The 18,067-nt window shown below is 68.9% G+C and carries 17 protein-coding genes; 13 read left to right on the top strand and 4 right to left on the bottom strand.

Going from position 1 to position 18,067, the window contains the following annotated elements:
• The first annotated feature begins 3 nt into the window (after nucleotides 1-3).
• The 3 genes from ACORQU_RS06015 to ACORQU_RS06005 all read left to right on the top strand — a co-directional run bounded on the left by ACORQU_RS06015 (nucleotide 4) and on the right by ACORQU_RS06005 (nucleotide 2,624).
• A complete protein-coding gene (locus tag ACORQU_RS06015) occupies nucleotides 4-795 on the top strand; it encodes a lysophospholipid acyltransferase family protein (protein WP_271648264.1) in 792 nt (263 codons plus the stop codon).
• Between the two features lie 86 nt (nucleotides 796-881).
• Complete coding sequence (locus ACORQU_RS06010; protein WP_271648579.1) at nucleotides 882-1,862, top strand: YheT family hydrolase; 981 nt, start codon at nucleotides 882-884, stop codon at nucleotides 1,860-1,862.
• 147 nt (nucleotides 1,863-2,009) lie between these two features.
• A complete protein-coding gene (locus ACORQU_RS06005) occupies nucleotides 2,010-2,624 on the top strand; it encodes a YbhB/YbcL family Raf kinase inhibitor-like protein (protein ID WP_491643911.1) in 615 nt (204 codons plus the stop codon).
• A gap of 68 nt (nucleotides 2,625-2,692) precedes the next feature.
• Here the strand turns inward: ACORQU_RS06005 and ACORQU_RS06000 are convergent, their stop codons facing one another.
• Nucleotides 2,693-3,532: an undecaprenyl-diphosphate phosphatase gene (locus ACORQU_RS06000; protein WP_491643910.1), complete on the bottom strand. Its 840-nt coding sequence runs from the start codon at nucleotides 3,530-3,532 to the stop codon at nucleotides 2,693-2,695.
• Nucleotides 3,533-3,770: 238 nt separating this feature from the next.
• On the opposite strand from ACORQU_RS06000, the gene glnA reads away from it, so the two are divergent.
• The 7 genes from glnA to ACORQU_RS05965 all read left to right on the top strand — a co-directional run bounded on the left by glnA (nucleotide 3,771) and on the right by ACORQU_RS05965 (nucleotide 11,250).
• Nucleotides 3,771-5,180, top strand: a complete 1,410-nt coding sequence (gene glnA, locus ACORQU_RS05995; protein ID WP_271648267.1) for a type I glutamate--ammonia ligase — start codon at nucleotides 3,771-3,773, stop codon at nucleotides 5,178-5,180.
• Between the two features lie 335 nt (nucleotides 5,181-5,515).
• Entirely contained in the window at nucleotides 5,516-5,854 is a 339-nt protein-coding gene (locus tag ACORQU_RS05990; protein WP_271648268.1) for a P-II family nitrogen regulator, read from the top strand.
• 22 nt (nucleotides 5,855-5,876) lie between these two features.
• Nucleotides 5,877-7,340 (top strand): ammonium transporter, encoded by a 1,464-nt coding sequence (locus ACORQU_RS05985; RefSeq protein ID WP_491643909.1) that lies wholly within the window; start codon nucleotides 5,877-5,879, stop codon nucleotides 7,338-7,340.
• A 90-nt stretch (nucleotides 7,341-7,430) separates the two neighbouring features.
• Entirely contained in the window at nucleotides 7,431-8,486 is a 1,056-nt protein-coding gene (locus tag ACORQU_RS05980; protein WP_491643908.1) for a two-component system sensor histidine kinase NtrB, read from the top strand.
• Nucleotides 8,476-9,900 carry a nitrogen regulation protein NR(I) gene (gene ntrC / locus ACORQU_RS05975; protein ID WP_491643907.1) on the top strand — a complete coding sequence of 475 codons (1,425 nt, stop codon included), beginning with the start codon at nucleotides 8,476-8,478 and terminating at the stop codon, nucleotides 9,898-9,900. The genes ACORQU_RS05980 and ntrC overlap by 11 nt, the downstream gene beginning before the upstream one ends.
• A gap of 90 nt (nucleotides 9,901-9,990) precedes the next feature.
• Complete coding sequence (locus ACORQU_RS05970) at nucleotides 9,991-10,578, top strand: superoxide dismutase family protein (protein ID WP_491643906.1); 588 nt, start codon at nucleotides 9,991-9,993, stop codon at nucleotides 10,576-10,578.
• Between the two features lie 51 nt (nucleotides 10,579-10,629).
• Nucleotides 10,630-11,250, top strand: a complete 621-nt coding sequence (locus ACORQU_RS05965; protein ID WP_271648272.1) for a superoxide dismutase family protein — start codon at nucleotides 10,630-10,632, stop codon at nucleotides 11,248-11,250.
• An 81-nt stretch (nucleotides 11,251-11,331) separates the two neighbouring features.
• Here the strand turns inward: ACORQU_RS05965 and ACORQU_RS05960 are convergent, their stop codons facing one another.
• Nucleotides 11,332-12,219, bottom strand: coding sequence for a hypothetical protein (locus ACORQU_RS05960; protein WP_491643905.1), 888 nt, complete (start codon nucleotides 12,217-12,219; stop codon nucleotides 11,332-11,334).
• Between the two features lie 221 nt (nucleotides 12,220-12,440).
• Here ACORQU_RS05960 and ACORQU_RS05955 point away from each other — a divergent pair, with 221 nt between their 5' ends.
• The 3 genes from ACORQU_RS05955 (at nucleotide 12,441) to ACORQU_RS05945 (ending at nucleotide 15,690) form a co-directional block, all read left to right on the top strand.
• The gene (locus ACORQU_RS05955) at nucleotides 12,441-13,730 is read left to right on the top strand and encodes an acetyl-CoA C-acetyltransferase (protein WP_271648274.1); all 1,290 of its coding nucleotides are present in this window, start codon (nucleotides 12,441-12,443) and stop codon (nucleotides 13,728-13,730) included.
• A 135-nt stretch (nucleotides 13,731-13,865) separates the two neighbouring features.
• Nucleotides 13,866-15,065 carry an MFS transporter gene (locus ACORQU_RS05950; protein WP_491643904.1) on the top strand — a complete coding sequence of 400 codons (1,200 nt, stop codon included), beginning with the start codon at nucleotides 13,866-13,868 and terminating at the stop codon, nucleotides 15,063-15,065.
• A 115-nt stretch (nucleotides 15,066-15,180) separates the two neighbouring features.
• Complete coding sequence (locus tag ACORQU_RS05945; RefSeq protein ID WP_491643903.1) at nucleotides 15,181-15,690, top strand: hypothetical protein; 510 nt, start codon at nucleotides 15,181-15,183, stop codon at nucleotides 15,688-15,690.
• 50 nt (nucleotides 15,691-15,740) lie between these two features.
• On the opposite strand, the gene ACORQU_RS05940 is transcribed toward ACORQU_RS05945, so the two are convergent.
• Together ACORQU_RS05940 and ACORQU_RS05935 are read right to left on the bottom strand one after the other, a co-directional pair.
• Complete coding sequence (locus ACORQU_RS05940; protein WP_491643902.1) at nucleotides 15,741-17,003, bottom strand: heme biosynthesis HemY N-terminal domain-containing protein; 1,263 nt, start codon at nucleotides 17,001-17,003, stop codon at nucleotides 15,741-15,743.
• Entirely contained in the window at nucleotides 17,000-18,043 is a 1,044-nt protein-coding gene (locus ACORQU_RS05935) for a uroporphyrinogen-III C-methyltransferase (RefSeq protein ID WP_491643901.1), read from the bottom strand. Before ACORQU_RS05935 ends, ACORQU_RS05940 begins: the two co-directional genes overlap by 4 nt.
• Nucleotides 18,044-18,067: the final 24 nt, after the last annotated feature.

The raw sequence follows: 18,067 nt of genomic DNA, 5'->3' as shown, positions 1-18,067 counted from the left end.
ATGATGTCGACCCCCTCCCCGGCGCTGCAGTCCAGCGGCCCGGGCCGCGCCTTCCGCTATTTCCTCCGTAGCCCACTGCTGGTGGTGCACCTGGTGGTCATGCTGCCGTTGCTGCTGCTGACCATGGTGCCGCTGTGGGCGGGCTTGCCGGTGGCCGGGCGCACCTTCAAGCAATTCTCCGTCGAGCACTGGTCGGCCGCGCTGATGCGCATCTTCGGCTTTCGCCTGCGGCGCTCGGGCACGCCGCTGAAGGGCGCGGTGATGTTCGTCTCCAACCACGTCAGCTGGGTGGATATCGAGATGATGCACAGCCAGCGCATGGTCGGATTCGTGGCCAAGCAGGAGATCGCCGGCTGGCCGGTGGTCGGCTGGCTGGCCCAGCGCGGCGAGACCATCTTCCACCAGCGCGGCAGTACCGAATCGCTGGGTGGGGTGATGGAGGCCATGCTCGAGCGGCTCAGGGAAGGGCGGCCGGTGGCGGTGTTTCCCGAAGGCCGTACCCGCGACGGGACCGAGGTCGGGCCGTTCCACGCACGCATCTTCCAGCCCGCGGTCGAGGCGGCCGTGCCGGTGCAGCCGGTCGCGCTGCGCTACGGCGATGGCGGTGAGGCCCAGCAGCTGGTGGCCTTTGGACCGCACGAGAGTTTCTTCGCGAACTTTCTACGGCTGCTGGGCGAGCCTTCCCGCGTGGCCGACATCTGCTTTCTCGAACCCATCTATCCCGACCAGGTGCAGGGCCGGCGGCAGATCGCCGAGACCGCCCGTGCCCGCATCGTCGCGGTGATGGGCGCCTGACGATGTTGGGGTTTGGCGGACGTCCGGACCTGATCGAGGCCTCGCCGGCCCCGGCCAAGCGCGCCAGCGCGAGCCCGGCTGGGCCCCTGCAGGCCAGTGAGTATGTCCCGCCGCGCTGGCTGCGCAACGCCCATCTGCAGTCGTTCCTGAGCTCGAGCAACCTGCGCCGACGGCGTGGCCTGCGCCGGCTGCAGGCACTGGGTACGGTCAGCACCGAGCACATCTTCGACGGCGGCGCCGGGGTGCGCCTGCAGGGCTGGCATACCGTGATCCCCGGCATGGACATCCAGGGGCTGGCGCTGCTGTTGCACGGCTGGGAGGGCAGCGCCGAGTCCAGCTATATGCGCATGACCGCCGCCAGCCTGCTCGAGCGCGGCTACGAGGTCGTGCGCCTGAACTTCCGCGACCACGGCAACACCCACCACCTCAACGAAGAGATCTTCCATTCCTGCCTGCTGCCCGAGGTACTGCACGCGGCCTGTGATGTGGCCGCGCGCTTCCCGCAGCGGCCGATGGTGGCCGCCGGATACTCGCTGGGCGGCAACTTCGCCCTGCGCCTGGCGCTGCGCGCGCCCGAGGTGGGCCTGCCACTGGCGCGGGTGGCCGCGGTCTGCCCGGTGCTGGACCCGCATTCGGCGCTGACCGGGATGGAGCAGGGCCTGCCGCTGTATCACTGGTATTTCCAGCGCAAGTGGCGCCACTCACTGGAGATCAAGCGCCAACTGTTCCCCGAGCGCCATCTGTACGACGACCAGGTCCTCTCACTGAACGTGCGCGAGCTGACCCGTTGGATGGTCGAGCACGAGACCGAGTACGGCACGCTGGAGAACTACCTGGATGGGTATTCGGTCGCTGGCGATCGCCTGGCGGGCATGCGTGTGCCGGCGCACATCCTGATGGCGCAGGACGATCCGGTGATTCCCTTCGCCGATTTCGCCCGCTGGCAGCTGCCCGATACCGCGCAGCTGGAAGTCGCGCGCTGGGGCGGCCACTGCGGCTTCATCGAGAACGCGCACGGCGATGGCTTTGGCGAACGCTGGGTGACCGATCGCCTGACCCGCGCCTGAGGTCGCCGCCAGCCGGGCCGTTAGAATCAAGGGGTTCCCACCGGCAGATGGCCACACAGGCGTCATGACCGGCCTTTCGTCTTGCGGCCGGTCGCGACCCGGCAGGGCTATCCAGCCGATTGATTTCCCCCAAAAGGAGCTTTGCGCATGCGCATTCACAGTGACAGCTTCAAACACGGCGCCCCGATCCCGGTTGAATTCGCCGGCGGCGATGCCTCCGGCTTTGCGCCCGACCGCAATCCGCATCTGGCCTGGGACCAGGTGCCTGCCGGGACCCGCTCCTTCGTGCTGGTCTGCGTTGATCCGGATGTGCCGACCGTGGCCGAGACCACCAATCGCGACGACATGGAAGTGCCCGCCGACCAGCCGCGCTGCGACTTCTTCCATTGGGTGATGGTCGACCTGCCGGCCGATCTGCGGCAGATCGACGCGGGCAGCTGCAGCGACGGCTTTGTCGCCAAGGGCAAGTCCTCGCCGCCCGGGCCGCCAGGCGCGCGCCAGGGGCTCAACAGCTACACCGGCTATTTCGCCGGCAATGCGGACCTGGGTGGCGAGTATTTCGGTTACGACGGTCCCTACCCGCCGTACAACGATGCGTTGCTGCATCACTACCACTTCCGCCTGTTCGCGCTGGACGTGGAGCAGCTGGCGGTGTCCGGCGCCTTCACCGGCGAGGAGGTGCTGGCGGCCATCGAAGGCCATGTGCTGGACCAGGCCGAATGGATGGGGACTTACACCCTCAACCCACGCCTGGCCGATTGAGCGCGATCCAGCCTCGGCAAAAAAGCCCGCGTAGAACGCGGGTTTTTTTGTATCCGTCAGCGCCGTGCTCAGGCGCCGCTGGGCAGGAACAGCAGCAAGGCCGCGCCCAGGAACATGCGGTAGACCGCGAACACGGTGAAGCGATGGCTCTGGATGTAGCCCAGCAGCCACTTGACCGCGATGAAGGCGGTGATGGCGCTGGAGACGAACGCCACGGCGAACAGCCCCCAGGGCTCATGCGCCGCCTGCCCCGAGCGCACCACGTCGATCAGTTCGTAGGCGCTGGCGGCGAACATGGTCGGGATGCCGACCAGAAAGGCGAACTCGGTGGCCGAGGACCGTTTGGTCGTGCCTGCCAGCAAGGCCACGAAGATCGTGGCAGCCGAGCGCGAGGTGCCGGGGAAGACGCCGGCCACGACCTGGGCGATGCCCACCAGGATGGCCACCGTCCAGGTGATGCGGGCGCGTTCACCCAGGGCCAGGGCGCGGCGCCCGGCGAAGTATTCGGCCGCGATCATCCAGACGCCGCCGATGATCAGCGCCCAGGCGATCGGCGTCACCGTCTCGGGCAGCTCGAAGCCGAGCTTCTTGACCACCAGGCCCAGGATCGCGGTGACCACGAAGGCGGCCGCCAGCTTGAATGCATAGACCCGCGGGGTGTCGCCGTCGACCTTGCGCAGGGAGGACTGGTCGACCTGGAGGATGCCGCGGGTGAGCTCAATCAGGCGTTCGCGATAGATCAGCACCACCGCCAGGATCGCGCCGGCCTGGATGCCGATATTGAACAGGTCGCTGCGGTGGCCGAGCCAGCGCTCGGCGATGAGCAGGTGTCCGGTGCTGGAAACAGGGAGAAATTCGGTCAGGCCTTCGAGGATGCCGAGCAGTAGCGCGGCGAACAGGTCATACATGGGCGAGCGGTTGCGACGTGGGGAGCTGCGAGCATACGGGGAATTGGGTGCTGTATCGCGTGTGCACCAAAAAAGTGCTTATTGAAGATAAATGCACCGAAATTGCGCATTTGCTTGTCAGGACGCGTGAACGCGGTGTATACAAAACAGGCACTTAGTCGTGCTCGACAGTTGGCACGTGCTTTGCGTTGCAACCGTCACATATTCCACCTCACCCCCTGAATTTCGAGGAGCAAAGATGTCCGCGGACAAAGTCGAAAAGCTGATCAAGGATTCCAAGGCCGAGTTCGTCGACCTGCGATTCGTTGACATGCGCGGCGTGCAGCAGCACGTGACCTTCCCGGCCAGCATCGTCGAGCCCGGCCTGTTCGAGGAAGGCAAGATGTTCGACGGCAGCTCGATCAGCGGCTGGAAGGGCATCAACGAGTCGGACATGGTCCTCATGCCCGACGCCGACACCGCGTACCTGGACCCGTTCTACGCCGATCCGACCATCAACCTGACCTGCGACGTGCTGGATCCGGCCACCATGACCCCGTACGCACGGTGCCCGCGCGGCGTCGCCAAGCGCGCCGAGGCCTACCTGCAGGCCTCGGGCATTGCCGACCAGGCCTTCTTCGGCCCGGAGCCCGAATTCTTCATCTTCGACTCGGTCCGCTTCGCCAATGACATGGGCAACACCTTCTTCAAGGTCGACTCCGAGGAAGCGGCCTGGAACACCGGCGCCAAGTACGAAGGCGGCAACAGCGGCTACCGCCCGGGCGTGAAGGGCGGCTACTTCCCGGTCCCGCCGACCGACTCGCTGCACGACATCCGTGCCGAGATGGTCAAGACTCTGGAGCAGGTGGGCATCGAGACCGAGGTGCACCATCACGAAGTGGCCACCGCGGGCCAGTGCGAGATCGGCACCAAGTTCAACTCGCTGGTGAAGAAGGCCGACGAACTGCTGATGATGAAGTACATCATCAAGAACGTCGCCTTCCGCAACGGCAAGACCGCCACCTTCATGCCCAAGCCGATCGTCGGCGACAACGGCAGCGGCATGCACGTGCACCAGTCGCTGGCCAAGGGCGGCACCAACCTGTTCACCGGTGACGGCTACGGTGGCCTGTCGCAGATGGCGCTGTGGTACATCGGCGGCATCTTCAAGCACGCCAAGGCCATCAACGCGTTCTCCAACTCCGGCACCAACAGCTACAAGCGCCTGGTCCCGGGCTTCGAGGCGCCGGTGATGCTGGCCTACTCGGCCCGCAACCGCTCGGCCTCCTGCCGCATCCCGTGGGTCTCCAACCCAAAGGCCCGTCGCATCGAGGTGCGCTTCCCCGATCCGCTGCAGTCCGGCTACCTGACCTTCACCGCGCTGATGATGGCCGGCCTGGACGGCATCAAGAACCAGATCGATCCGGGCGAAGCCTCGGACAAGGATCTGTACGACCTGCCGCCGGAAGAAGAGAAGAAGATCCCGCAGGTGTGCTCCAGCCTGGATCAGGCCCTGGCCGCGCTGGACGCCGACCGCGAGTTCCTCAAGGCCGGCGACGTGTTCTCCGACGACCTGATCGATGGCTACATCGACCTGAAGATGCAGGAAGTCACCAAGTTCCGCGCCGCGACCCACCCGCTGGAATACCAGCTGTACTACGCCAACTGAGCAATCGCGGCGATGGCGGTGGGCCTCCCCTCCCACCCGCCGCCATCGTCGCATCCTGATTGGCCCCGCCGTTGGCGATCGACGGCGCAGGGCGCGTACCGGGGCGATCGCAACGCTGTAACGCAACACGGGGAATCCACGGGAACACCCGGAAGGCGCACGCCCTCCCTCCCAGGCCGTACCGCCGGTCCTTGCCCGGCGCTTGTCCGGCGCGTCCTCCGGGTGTGCTCCCACATGACTGCCGCGGAACCCGTGCTCGCTGCCGGGCGCCGCCACCAAGCGCAGCAACGTCGGCCGGCCATGCCGGTCGTTCCATCCACCATCGGGGAATGTGCATGAAACTGATCACCGCCATCATCCGCCCGTTCAAACTGGACGAGGTCCGCGAGGCACTGTCGCAGACAGGCGTCTCGGGCATCACCGTCACTGAAGTCAAAGGCTTCGGGCGCCAGAAGGGACACACCGAGCTGTATCGCGGCGCCGAGTACGTCGTGGATTTCCTGCCCAAGATCAAGCTGGAAACCGTGGTCACCGAGGAGCGCCTGGATGCGGTCATCGAAGCCATCCAGCAGGCTGCCGGCACCGGCAAGATCGGCGACGGCAAGATCTTTGTGACCTCCATCGACCAGGTCATCCGCATCCGTACCGGCGAAGTCGGCGCCGACGCGCTCTAATCCAACTCGGAGAGAACCCCCCATGAAGACTCGTCTGCTCTCCGGGTTGAAGACCCGCCTGCAGGTGCTGTGCCTTGCCGCCGTGTGCGGTGTAGTGGTTGCTGGTTCCGCCTTCAGTGCCGCCGCGCAGGACACCAGCGCGCCGGCCACCACCGAGGCCGCCGCGGCCGATGCCTCGGCCGGCACCGCGCCAGAGCCGGTTGCCGCGCCGGCAGCGGAAGCTCCGGCCGAAGCCGCACCCGAGGCCGCCGCGCCGACGGTCGACAAGGGTGACGTGGCCTGGATGCTGACCTCCACCCTGCTGGTGCTGTTGATGACCGTGCCCGGTCTGGCGCTGTTCTACGGCGGCATGGTCCGCGCCAAGAACGTGCTGTCGGTGCTGATCCAGGTGATCACCGTGTTCTCGCTGATCGCGATCCTGTGGGTCGTCTATGGCTACTCGCTGGCCTTCGATGGTGGCAACGCGTGGATCGGCACGACCGGCAAGGTCTTCCTCAAGGGGGTCACCGGCGACAGCCTGGCCGATACCTTCACCGAAGCGGTCAAGCTGCCCGAATACGTGTTCATCGTGTTCCAGCTGACCTTCGCCGGCATCACCGGCGCGCTGATCGTCGGCGCCTTCGCCGAGCGGGTGAAGTTCGCCGCGGTGCTGCTGTTCTCGGTGATCTGGTTCACCTTCGGCTACATCCCGCTGGCGCACATGGTCTGGGGTGCCGGTGGCTTCCTGCTGGAAAAGGGCGCGCTGGACTTCGCCGGCGGCACGGTTGTGCACATCAATGCCGGCGTGGCCGGGCTGGTGGGCTCCTACTTCGTGGGCAAGCGCCTGGGCTTCGGCCAGAGCGCGCTGAAGCCGCACAACGTGACCCTGACCTTCGTCGGTGCCTCGCTGCTGTGGGTGGGCTGGTTCGGCTTCAACGCCGGTTCCAACCTGGAAGCGACCTCCGGCGCGGCGCTGGCCTTCCTCAACACCATGCTCGCCACCGCCGCGGCGGTCCTGGCCTGGGCGCTGGCGGAGAAGGTGCTCAAGGGCAAGTCCTCGGCCCTGGGCGTGGCCTCCGGCGCGGTGGCTGGCCTGGTCGGCATCACCCCGGCCTGCGGCACCGTCGGTCCGTTCGGCGCCATCGCCATCGGCGCGATCGCCGCGGTGATCTGCGTGTGGGGCGTGACCGGCCTGAAGAAGCTGCTGGGCGCCGATGACTCGCTGGACGTGTTCGGCGTGCACGGCATCGGCGGCATCGTCGGCGCGATCCTCACCGGCGTGTTCACCGCGCCGGGCCTGGGCGGCACCGGCGCCGCGGATTTCAGCATCGGCGGCCAGGTGGCAACCCAGGCACTGGGCGTGGGCATCACCATCGTGTGGATCGGCATCGTGTCGATCGTGGGCTTCCTGATCGCCAAGCTCGTCTTCGGGCTGCGCGTGAGCGAGGAGGCCGAGCGCGAGGGCCTGGATATCACCTCGCACGGCGAATCGGCCTACGAGGCCTGATTCGATCCCCGGAAGGCGGCATTGCACTAAAATGGTGCAATGCCGCCGCCGGATGCCGAAAGACCTGATGTCGAAGACTTCGCAGGACTCGTGACCGACGCTCCCACCCCGGACGCCCTCAGCACGCCGGTGGCCTGGGCCGACGCAACCGGCACGATTCTCGGGGCCAACGACGCGTTCGTGCGCTGGCTTGGGGTCGGTCCCCGTCGGTTGCTCGGGCGCCCGCTGGCCACACTGGAAATGGACGGCGATGCGATGGCCCGCTTTCTGGGCAACACCGATCGCGACCTGCTGCGACTGCACCGGGTCGCCCTGGGATTTCCTGGCGAGGCGCCGCGTTTTGCCGAAGGCTGGCTGTCGCGGACCGAGCAGGGCGGCTGGCTGCTGGAAGCCCAGCCGGTGGAAGACTTCCCCGCGTTGGACCCGGCCCGGGCCATGCCCAGTGCGCTCACGGCCGCCCTGCGCGGACTGGCTCATGAGTTGCGCAATCCGCTGGCCGGCCTGAAGGGCGCGGCCCAGCTACTCTCGCGGCGTGCCCAGCTGCGCAGCGACAATGACGACGAGCGTGAACTCATCGGCCTGATCGAATCGGAAGCCGAGCGCCTCAATGCCTTGCTCGACCGGCTGCTCTCGCCGACCTCGCAGCGGCCGCACGCCTCACTCAACATCCATGCCGTCCTCGAGCGCGTGCTGCGCCTGGCCGAGGCCGAGGGCAGTTGGACCGTTCGCCTGCAGCGCGACTACGACCCGAGTCTGCCGGAGATTCATGGCGATGCCGACCGGCTCACCCAGGCGGTCTGGAACCTGGTCGGCAATGCCATGCAGGCCGGCGCCAGCCTGATCACGCTGCGCACGCGCGTCGAGCACGGCCTGCGCATCCACGACCAGCTGCACGCCCGCACGCTGCGGCTGGAGATCATCGACGATGGACGCGGCGTGCCGGAGGCCCTGGCCGAGCACCTGTTCCTGCCGCTGGTCTCCGGGCGCGCCGAAGGTAGTGGGCTGGGCCTGGCCCTGGCCCAGCAGGTCGCACGCGAGCATCGCGGTTCGCTGGGCTTCCGCTCGCGGCCGGGCCACACCGTTTTCACCATGTTGCTGCCGCAATCGCGCGATGCAGGCGCGGAGGAGATCCACGATGTCCATTGAGGAAGGCCAGCGCATCTGGGTGGTCGATGACGACCGCTCGGTCCGCTTCGTGCTGGCCACCGCGCTGCGTGACGCCGGCTACGATGTCGATGGCTTCGACAGTGCTGCCTCGGCCCTGCAGGCCCTGGGAACGCGCGGCGTGCCGGACTTGCTGTTCACCGACGTGCGCATGCCGGGCGAAGACGGCCTGAAACTGCTGGACCGGCTCAAGCACGCGCATCCGCAGTTGCCGGTGATCGTGATGTCGGCCTATACCGATGTGGCAAGCACGGCCGGTGCCTTTCGCGGCGGCGCACAGGAGTTCCTGTCCAAGCCTTTCGACCTGGATGATGCGGTCGCGCTGGCCGCGCGCGCGCTGCCTAGCGTGGAGGCCAGCGACGCCGCGCTGGCCCAGGCCGCGCCGGAGCGTTCTTCCGGCACGCCGGAGCTGATCGGGGACACGCCGCCGATGCGCGCGCTGTTCCGCGCCATCGGCCGACTGGCCCAGGCGCCACTGTCGGTCCTGATCACTGGAGAAACCGGTACCGGCAAGGAATTGGTCTCGCGCGCGCTGCACGACGAATCGCCGCGTGCGCGCAAGCCGTTCGTGGCTCTCAACACGGCGGCCATCCCGGCCGAACTGCTGGAAAGCGAGCTGTTCGGCCATGAGGCCGGGGCTTTCACCGGGGCCCAGCGGCGCCATATCGGCCGCTTCGAGCAGGCCGATGGCGGCACGCTGTTCCTGGATGAGATCGGCGACATGCCGCTGCCGCTGCAGACCCGTCTGCTGCGCGTGCTGGCCGAGAACGAGTTCTTCCGGGTCGGCGGGCGCGAGTTGATCCGGGTGGACGTGCGGGTCATCGCCGCCACCCACCAGGACCTGGAAGGACTGGTCCGCCAGGGGCGTTTCCGCGCGGACCTGTTGCATCGCCTGGACGTGGTCCGGCTGCAGATGCCGCCCTTGCGCGAGCGTCGCGCCGATGTGCCGCGCCTGGCCGAGAATTTCCTCGCCCAGGCCTGCATCAAGCTCGGCACCCCGCCCAAACGCGTGGCCGCCTCCGCCCGCGAAGCCCTGCGTGCGCACGACTGGCCCGGCAACGTGCGCGAACTGGAAAACGTCTGCTGGCGCCTGGCCGCGCTGGCACCGTCGGACACGATCACCGTGGGGGATGTCGAGCAGTCCATGACCCAGACCACCGCGCCGCTGGCCCAGGGGGCGGCCGAATGGGACGTGGTCCTGGGGCAGTGGGCGCGCACGCGCTTGGCCGAAGGTGCCGAAGGCCTGCATGCCCAGGCCCGCGAGCGCATGGACCGCGCGCTGCTGGAGGCGGCCCTGCAGTTCACCAACGGGCGCCGTGCCGATGCCGCTGCCCGGTTGGGCGTGGGGCGCAATACGGTCACCCGCAAGCTGGGATCGGGGCGGCGCCGCAGCTGACCGGCGCGCCGCGGCCCCTGACCGGATGGTCAGGGGAGCAAGCAACGCTTCATTGCAAGTGAACGACACCGCCGCTAGCGTGTCCCGGTCATGTCCGTTCCATCCATCCCCCGCGCCCTGCCTCCGATGGGCCTCGTGCTCCTGGCCCTCGTCTTGACGGCATGCAGCAGCGCGCCAGCGCCCAAACCCGCGCCGCCCCCGCCGCCGCCCCAGGGCAGCACTGCGCAGGAAGCCCAGGCGATCATGATGTCCGCCTCGGCCAGCCTGGTCAGCGGCAAGCTCACGCTCACACCAGAACCCGGCGGCGTGCATCTCGCCGGTACGATCGGTGGCCTGCCGCCCTCCGGCAGGTTCGGCTTCCATGTCCACGACACCGGTGATTGCAGCGCGGTCGATGCGACCTCGGCCGGTGGCATCTTCAATCCCACCCATCAGCGCCACGGCAACGCCAAGATCGGCGCCCATCAGCTCGGTGACCTGGACAACCTGATCTCCGACCTGGAGGGCGTGGCGCATGTCGATGCCGATCTGGGCGGCGTCACCCTCGGGGGTGGCGCGCCGACGGATATCGCCGGACGCGCGTTGATCGTCCATGCAGACCCCGACGACTACGCGACCCAGCCGGATGGCAAGTCCGGCCCGCGCGTGGCCTGCGGGGTCATCAAAGTACTGCGTTAGGCCGCAAGGCCGGCGCGTTCGACCTACCCGAAGCGAAGAGAGGATCTTCCGATGCGATTGACCCGTACCCTGCTCACCGCCGCGACCGTGCTTGCCCTGGCCGCCTGCAGCAAGCCCGAGCCCGAAGCCGCGCCTGAGCCGGTCACCGAGGCCGCCGCGCCGGAGGCCGCTCCCCAGGCCACCGAGCCCGCAGCCGAGGCGGCCACTGCCACCGCCACCCTCAAGCCGACCGAAGGCAACCAGGTCGCCGGCGAGCTGACCTTCACCACGGCCGATGGCGGGGTCCATGTGACCGGCACCGTGACCGGCCTGACGCCGGACAGCCAGCACGGCTTCCACATCCACGAGACCGGCGACTGCAGCGCGCCCGACGGCACCAGCGCCGGCGGCCACTTCAATCCCGATGGTGTCGCCCACGGCCAGGTCACCGCCGACCCGCATCACGCCGGCGATACCAACAACATCACCGCCGATGCGCAGGGCACGGCCACCATCGACCAGATGCTGTCCAGCAACGTGGACATCGGCAAGGGCGACAAGTACGACATCGTCGGCAAGGGCGTGATCGTGCATGCCAAGCCGGACGACTACACCAGCCAGCCCACCGGCGAGGCGGGCGCGCGCCTGGCCTGTGGGGTCATCCAGGCGGGGCAGGCCCCGGCCTCGATGTAAGTCGAACGCAGTGCCGAGCTTGTGAACCAGGCGCCCATCGGGCGCCTGGTTCGTTTCAGGCGCGGGCGCTTTCGGCCAGGCTCAGGGCGTGCGCAGGTGGTCGCAGAGATCGCCCTCGCCCGGACAGTGGGCGAAGGTCACCGGGATGCCGTGGGCGCTGAGCACGGCCGCCAACTGGCGCTGGCGCATGAGGTAATGCTCGTAGCCCCGGCTCAGGCGCTCGGGATCATCGGTCGGTGGGGCATTGCGCGTCTGCCAGGCCATCGCATCGAGCAGCGCCATCTGCACCTCGCCGCCGCTGTAGCGCAGCAGGGGTTCGGGCGGGGCGTCCAGCCACTGCTCGTCCTCGGGGGCCAGCAGCGCGGTTTCGATCACCGGCCACAGCCCGTCCAGGTTTTGGTGCTGGTACTGCAGGGCCATCATCGCGGCCAGGTCGTGCAGGGTCATGTAGCGCACATGCTCCACTCGGGCACCCAGCCCGTCCTGCAGCTGCATCGCGGTGTCGGCGCCGGCCATGCCGCGCTCGATCAATACCTCTTCCAGCGCCTCGCCAACGGCATCGACATCCTCGGGCGTGCCGCTGAGCAGGAACGGCAGCACGCGCAGTGCGCCACCGACCAGATCCGGGTCGGCCTGGAACGGGCGGGGCACCTGGCCATCGGCCGAGGCGCCGAAGGCGATCACCCGCGGGCCCTGGTCACCGCCGGGCGCCCGCTGGCGCAGTTCGTCCAGGCGCCGATGCAGTGGCCAGCCCGGGCGCAGCGCCTCGGCCGGGTCGAAATGGGCGGCGGCGAGGGTCAGTTCCAGCGTGGCCACCTGCGGGACCAGCCCGACCAGGTCGCGCGCGACCCGACCGGCCAGCTCGCCGGCCGCGTCCTGTGCCAGGGCCGCCACGCGTGGCGGGGCGCCGCCGGCCAGTTCCAGGGCCACCAAGCCCATGACCTGGGCGGTGTGCTGTGCGTGCGTCATGCCTTGCTCATCTTGCTTGGGCGCGCCAAGGGCGCGTGTCGGACGCCATTCTAGCCAAGGCGCGTGCCGGACCCGTGACCGGCGCGCTTCGGCACGGACCATTCACGCCCGGGCGTGCAAGGTCGGCCTCGTGGTTGGCCGGTCTCCTGTTGCGCCGCTACACTTCGCCATACGCCCGCGCATGCGCGGCACTCCACCTCACCGCACACGGCCGTCCACCGATGTCCTCCACGCAAGCCGCTCGACCCGTCGCCATCCTCGGTGGCGTCCGCATTCCGTTCTGTCGCCAGAACACCGCCTATTCGGACGTCGGCAACCTGGGGATGTCGGTGCGCACGCTGGGGGCGCTGGTCGAGCGCTTCGGCCTGCATGGGCAGGTCCTGGGCGAGGTGGCCATGGGCGCGGTCATCAAGCACGCCAGCGACTGGAATCTTGGGCGCGAGGCGGCACTGTCTTCCGGCCTGTCGGCGCTGACTCCTGGCATCACCATGCAGCGGGCCTGCGGCACCAGCCTGGACACCATTGCCTACATCGGCAACAAGATCGCCCTGGGCCAGATCGAGTCGGGCATCGGCGGCGGTTCTGACACCACCTCGGACGTGCCCATCGTGTACGGCAAGCAGCTGCGCGCGCGCTTGCTGGCGGCCAACCGGGCCAAGACCCCGCGCGACAAGGCCAGGGCGCTGCTGAAGGGGTTCCGCCTGTCCGAGCTCAAGCCCGAGTTCCCCGGCGTGGGCGAGCCGCGCACCGGCAAGTCGATGGGCGAGCACTGCGAGGACATGGCCAAGGAATGGAACATCTCGCGCGATTCGCAGGACGAGTGGGCGGTGTCCTCGCACAAGAAGCTGGCCGCCGCTTACGAGCGCGGCTTCTTCGATGACCTGATCGCGCCGTTTCGCGGGGTGAGCCGCGACAACATCCTGCGTCCGGATACCTCGCTGGAAAAGCTGGCCACGCTCAAGCCGGCCTTCGACAAGACCTCCGGACGCGGCACCCTGACCGCGGCCAATTCCACGCCGCTCACCGATGGCGCCTCGGCGGTGCTGCTGGCCAGCGATGCCTGGGCCGCCGCACACGGGCACACGCCCCTGGCCTATCTGCGCGATGTACAGAGCGCGGCGGTGGACTTCGTCCATGGCGAGGGCCTGCTGATGGCGCCGACCGTGGCCGTGCCGCAGATGCTCGCCCGGCACGGGCTGACCCTGCAGGACTTCGACATCTACGAGATCCACGAAGCCTTCGCCGCCCAGGTGCTGTGCACGCTGCGCGCCTGGGAGAGCGAGGACTACTGCACCCGTCGCCTGGGCCTGCCTGGGGCCATGGGCCGCATCGACCCGACCAAGATCAACCCGAACGGGTCCTCGCTGGCGACCGGTCACCCGTTCGCCGCCACCGGCGGCCGCATCATCGCCACGGTGGCCAAGGAACTGGCCCAGCGCGGCGGTGGCCGCGCGCTGGTGTCGATCTGCACGGCTGGTGGCATGGGCGTGGTCGCCATCGTCGAGCGCTGATCCCGGCCGGGCCCGTGGCCGGGCGCGGTGAGGGGATCTCGGCAACGCCGGGGCGCCATCGCCGACGCACTGGCGCATCATGGGCCGCCCCTGGTCATCTCAGCCGCGCCCGCACCAGCGCGCTGTCTTCCGTCATTGAACGACGCGTCCTCACCCCGCCCAGCGTCCGACCCGACGCCTGTCCCCGTCATGCGCCGCGTGCTGGGCATCGTGGTGTTCAACTTCGTTGGCTATTGCTGTGTCGGACTGCCGTTGGCCGTGGTCCCCGGCTTCGTCCACGGTGCGCTCGGCTACGGCACGGTGCTGGCCGGCCTGGCGGTGAGTTTGCAGTACGTGGCCACCCTGCTCAGCCGCACCGTGGCGGGGCGTCTCTGCGACCACCGCGGGCCCAAGGTCTCGCTGCTGGTCGGCCTGTTGGCCTGTGCGTTGTCCGGTGCCTGCACGCTGGGCGCGGCACTGGCCGGCGCGTGGCCGCTGGCCAGCCTGTCGATCCTGTTCGTCGGCCGCCTGCTGCTGGGCTGCGGGGAAAGCCTGGTCACCACCGCGACCATCCTGTGGGGCATCGGCGCGGTGGGAGGCCTGCATACCGGCCGGGTCATCTCCTGGAATGGCGTGACCACCTATGGGGCGTTGGCCGTCTCCGCTCCGGTCGGCGTGTTCCTGGCGGCGCGCTTCGGGCTGGCATCCCTGGGCGTCGCGACCCTGCTGATGACGTTGGTCGCACTGGTCGGTGTGGCGGTCCGGCGGGGCGTGCCGCCCATCCATGGCGAGCGCATCCCGGCGCGCCAGGTGCTGCGCCGGATGCTGCCCTTCGGACTCTGTCTGGGCCTGGGGTCGGTGGGTTTCGGCGCGATCACCGCCTTCATCGCCCTGTACTACGCCGATCACGGCTGGCCGCATGCCGCCCTGGCCGTCACCCTGCTCGGCGTCGCTTTCGTGACCACCCGGCTCATCCTGCCCAACGCGATCAACCGGCATGGCGGCTACCGCGTGGCGATGGTGTCGCTGGGGGTTGAAGCCCTGGGACTGGTGTGCATCTGGCTGGCGCCGAGCCCATTATGGGCAGCATGCGGAGCCGGGATCACCGGCGCCGGCTTTGCCCTGGTGTTTCCCGCCCTGGGCATGGAGGCGGTGAAGCGGGTCAGTGACAGCAACCGCGGCACCGCGCTGGGCATCTACTCGCTGTTCCTGGACCTGGCGCTGGCCATCACCGGCCCTGCGGCCGGTGCGCTCGCCGTGGTCTGGAGCTACGGGGCGATCTACCTGGTGGCTGGCTTTGCCGCACTCAGCGCCGCGGCCACCTGCGTGCTGTTGGCAAGGCGCTTATTGGCCTGATCGGCTGCCTGCCGGGTCTCATGGTGAGGTTTGGATCTGCCACGTTGCGCTTGTCCGGTGGGAAACGAGGGGGCACGATTCGTGGCCTGTCCACTGCACGACGTCAAGGATGCGTATGCGCGATCTCTCTACTCCGTCGAGGTCTGACTATTGGCCTTCACCCGAGGCCTGGCGCGAAGGCGGGATACTGGTGGTTCTGCGCGATGGCACGCTTCCACGCCGCTGCGTGCGATGCAACCATCCCGCCGCTTCGACCCGTGGCATGACCTTCCACTGGCACAGTCCCTGGCTTTACTTACTGTTGCTGGTGAATCCCATTGTCTATGTGATTGCGGCACTGTCGGTGCGCCGTTCCGCGCGCTTGGAAATGAGCCTGTGCGCCGACCACGAACGCATCCGTAGTCACTTCTTCGCGCTGGGCTGCGCATCGATCCTGCCGCCCGTGATCGGTTATCTCGTGGGTAGCGGTGGTGCGCTCGCAGTTGGGCTGGGTGGCATGGTGCTAATGGGCATCGTCGGTATTTGGAGGACGCGCTCGCTCAGGCCTCTCCGAGTCGATGACGCGCAATCGCGTTTTGCCGGTGCAGGAGAAGCCTTTTTAGCTTCGCTACCGAATCGCAAGTGAATCCTGCCAACCCTGAGGGATGCACCCCTGCATTCCAAACGGCGCGCGAATCAATCGCGTAAGCGCGGCATGCCGTGTTCGTCGCGTTCCTCGCCCACGGCGTGGTCATGGATCTGCTGGCGCAGGTCGCGTTCTGGCAGCGCCGTGGCGACCTCGCCGCGGCTGGCGGCCAGGGCGTTGGCGTAGCTGCGCCGGGCCAGCAGATCCTGCCCATCGGCGGCGTAGCCATCGCCGAGTTCCTCCCATGCGTCGGCACCGGCGCCCTGGGCCAAGGCGCGGTGCAGGAAGTCCTGCGCCTGCGGCCACTGACCTTGTTGCCGGGCGAGCCGCGCCAGGGTGAGCAGCAGGGCGGGGCTGTCGGGATGCGCTTGCAGCCAGCGCTGGGCGCTGGCCCGGCGAGAATCGAGCTTGCCGACCGGGAGCTTGCCGTACAGGGCGATCAGCCCTTCGTCCCAGCGGCTGTCCAGCGCGTGTTCCAGCGCATGGGTCGCCGCATCGTCCCAGTGCAGGACGGCGGCCCGCGCGGCATAGGCGGCGACCACCGCCGGCTCCACCCGCAGCGGCTTGGGCAGGGCTTCCCAGCGCTCGGCCAGGACATTGGCATCGCCGGCCTGTTCCAGAGTGCGGGCCGCCAGGTCGCGTTCGAACCGGGCCTGTGCTTCCGGGGCCAGGGCGCGCTGCTGGCGCAGCGGGCCGAGCAGGCCCCAGGCATCGCCGGCGCGTCCGATCTCGGACAGGGCCTGGGCCCGCAGGTAAAGGCCGCGCGGAGGCAGCGGCTGGGCTGCGGGTGCATCCAGCGCGACCAGCGCCTGCGCGGGCTGCGCGCCGCGCAGGGCATCTTCGGCGACCAGCAGGGCGTGGCTGGTCGGGTTGCGTTCGGCCAGCGCCTGCAGATGGCGCTCGGTCGCGGCATGGTCCTCGCGCGCCTGGGCGCCGCGTACGGCGCCGGCGCGGGCGATCGCACCGACTTCGGCATCCTGCGCGGCGCGGTCCAGGGATTTTTCCGCGCGCTGCCAGTGGCCGTGGTGCAGTGCTTCGAGTCCTTCGATCAATTGGGCTCGCGCGCGCTTGCGCCGGTGCCGCCCCCAGGTCCGGAACGGCAAGGCCAGCAGCGACCAGACGATCCACAGCAGCAGGGCGGCGGCGACCAGGGCCAGGATGGCCCCCGGCACCGTGGCGGTGACGTCGTAACCGCCGACCCGCACGAAGACTTCGCCCCAGTCGCGAATGTCCTCGCGCGAGAGCCACTGGGCACCGATGACGCCGATGGCCACCAGGACCAGCAAAACGATGGCAAGGCGCAGGGTTTTCATGGCGTGGTGTCCTCACCGGTGGAGGGCGCGGGGTCGGCCGCCGGGGCGGCGGGCAGCGGTGGCGCGGCGGGCTTGCCACGGAAGGCCTGCAGCTGGGTCAGGGTGCTGCCCAGCTCAGGCAGCGCAGGCTGCAATGGCAGCGCGGCGATCTGGGAGAATTCCTTCTCCAGCGCATCGGCCTGTGGCGAGTTGGGCCACAGGCGCGGCAACCAGCTGGCCGCGCGCTGGACCGAGGCCTGAAAGGCCGGTCGATCGTTGCGCTCGAGCGCGGCCCGGGCCAGGGTCAGCTCCAGTTGCAGAGCGTTTTCGAAGGCCGCGCGCTGGGCCGGGGCGACTGCCACGCGGCTGCCGCTGGGCCGCACGTCGATGACCGGCGCCAGGATGCGCTGCCAGGCCGGGCGCGTGGCCGGATCATCGACCACCTTCTGCGGCAGCTTGGCCAGGGCTTCGGAGGCCCGGCTCAAACGGGCTTCGACCTGGGCATGCGGCCCGGCGCCCAGACGCAGCACCGCGGCGCGCTCCTGCTCCAGGGCCTGCTTGACGTTGAGCAGACGGGGATCGTCCACGCCCTCCAGGGTGTCGGCGGCCAGCGCGTAGGCCTCCCGCGCGCCGGCGACGTCGCCGGCGATGCTCAGGCGCTGGGCCGCCAGGTGCAGTTCCAGTTCGGTCTGGTCCAGGCGCAGGGCGGCCGCGCCCTGGCGGGTGGAATCGGCCAGCTTGGCCACGCTGTCTTCCAGCAGCGCGCCGCGCTGGCTCAGGCCCAGCACCTCGTCGCGAAGCACGCGGTTGGTGGCGGCCGCATCCTGGAGACGCTCGCCCTGGGCGCGCTGGTCCTGGCGCAGGGCTTCCAGGCGCTCTTCCAATGCACTGATCTGCTCGCGCGCCGCGTCCTGTTGTTGGGTGCGCCAGGCTTGCCAGCGCTGCCAGCCGTACCAGCCCGCTGCCGCCAATGCCACCAGGACAAGAAGCCCGAACACCCAGCCCCACGGACGGCGGCGCGGACGCGGAAGCTGCTCGCTGTCGGTCAGGGTGTCGTTCAAGGGGAGCTCCTGGGAGGTGAGGGG

The organism is Pseudoxanthomonas sp. JC1303, assembly GCF_058448525.1.
Note: the sequence above shows the minus strand (reverse complement) of the source record. Positions and strands in the feature narration are given on the sequence as shown.

Excerpts from the sequence above, each read along its gene's own strand:
- ACORQU_RS06015 (WP_271648264.1), top strand. The coding sequence starts at position 4 with ATGTCGACCCCCTCCCCGGCGCTGCAGTCCAGCGGCCCGGGCCGCGCC.
- ACORQU_RS06005 (WP_491643911.1), top strand. The coding sequence starts at position 2,010 with ATGCGCATTCACAGTGACAGCTTCAAACACGGCGCCCCGATCCCGGTT.
- ACORQU_RS06000 (WP_491643910.1), bottom strand. The coding sequence starts at position 3,532 with ATGTATGACCTGTTCGCCGCGCTACTGCTCGGCATCCTCGAAGGCCTG.
- glnA (WP_271648267.1), top strand. The coding sequence starts at position 3,771 with ATGTCCGCGGACAAAGTCGAAAAGCTGATCAAGGATTCCAAGGCCGAG.
- ACORQU_RS05990 (WP_271648268.1), top strand. The coding sequence starts at position 5,516 with ATGAAACTGATCACCGCCATCATCCGCCCGTTCAAACTGGACGAGGTC.
- ACORQU_RS05985 (WP_491643909.1), top strand. The coding sequence starts at position 5,877 with ATGAAGACTCGTCTGCTCTCCGGGTTGAAGACCCGCCTGCAGGTGCTG.
- ntrC (WP_491643907.1), top strand. The coding sequence starts at position 8,476 with ATGTCCATTGAGGAAGGCCAGCGCATCTGGGTGGTCGATGACGACCGC.
- ACORQU_RS05970 (WP_491643906.1), top strand. The coding sequence starts at position 9,991 with ATGTCCGTTCCATCCATCCCCCGCGCCCTGCCTCCGATGGGCCTCGTG.
- ACORQU_RS05965 (WP_271648272.1), top strand. The coding sequence starts at position 10,630 with ATGCGATTGACCCGTACCCTGCTCACCGCCGCGACCGTGCTTGCCCTG.
- ACORQU_RS05960 (WP_491643905.1), bottom strand. The coding sequence starts at position 12,219 with ATGACGCACGCACAGCACACCGCCCAGGTCATGGGCTTGGTGGCCCTG.
- ACORQU_RS05955 (WP_271648274.1), top strand. The coding sequence starts at position 12,441 with ATGTCCTCCACGCAAGCCGCTCGACCCGTCGCCATCCTCGGTGGCGTC.
- ACORQU_RS05945 (WP_491643903.1), top strand. The coding sequence starts at position 15,181 with ATGCGCGATCTCTCTACTCCGTCGAGGTCTGACTATTGGCCTTCACCC.
- ACORQU_RS05940 (WP_491643902.1), bottom strand. The coding sequence starts at position 17,003 with ATGAAAACCCTGCGCCTTGCCATCGTTTTGCTGGTCCTGGTGGCCATC.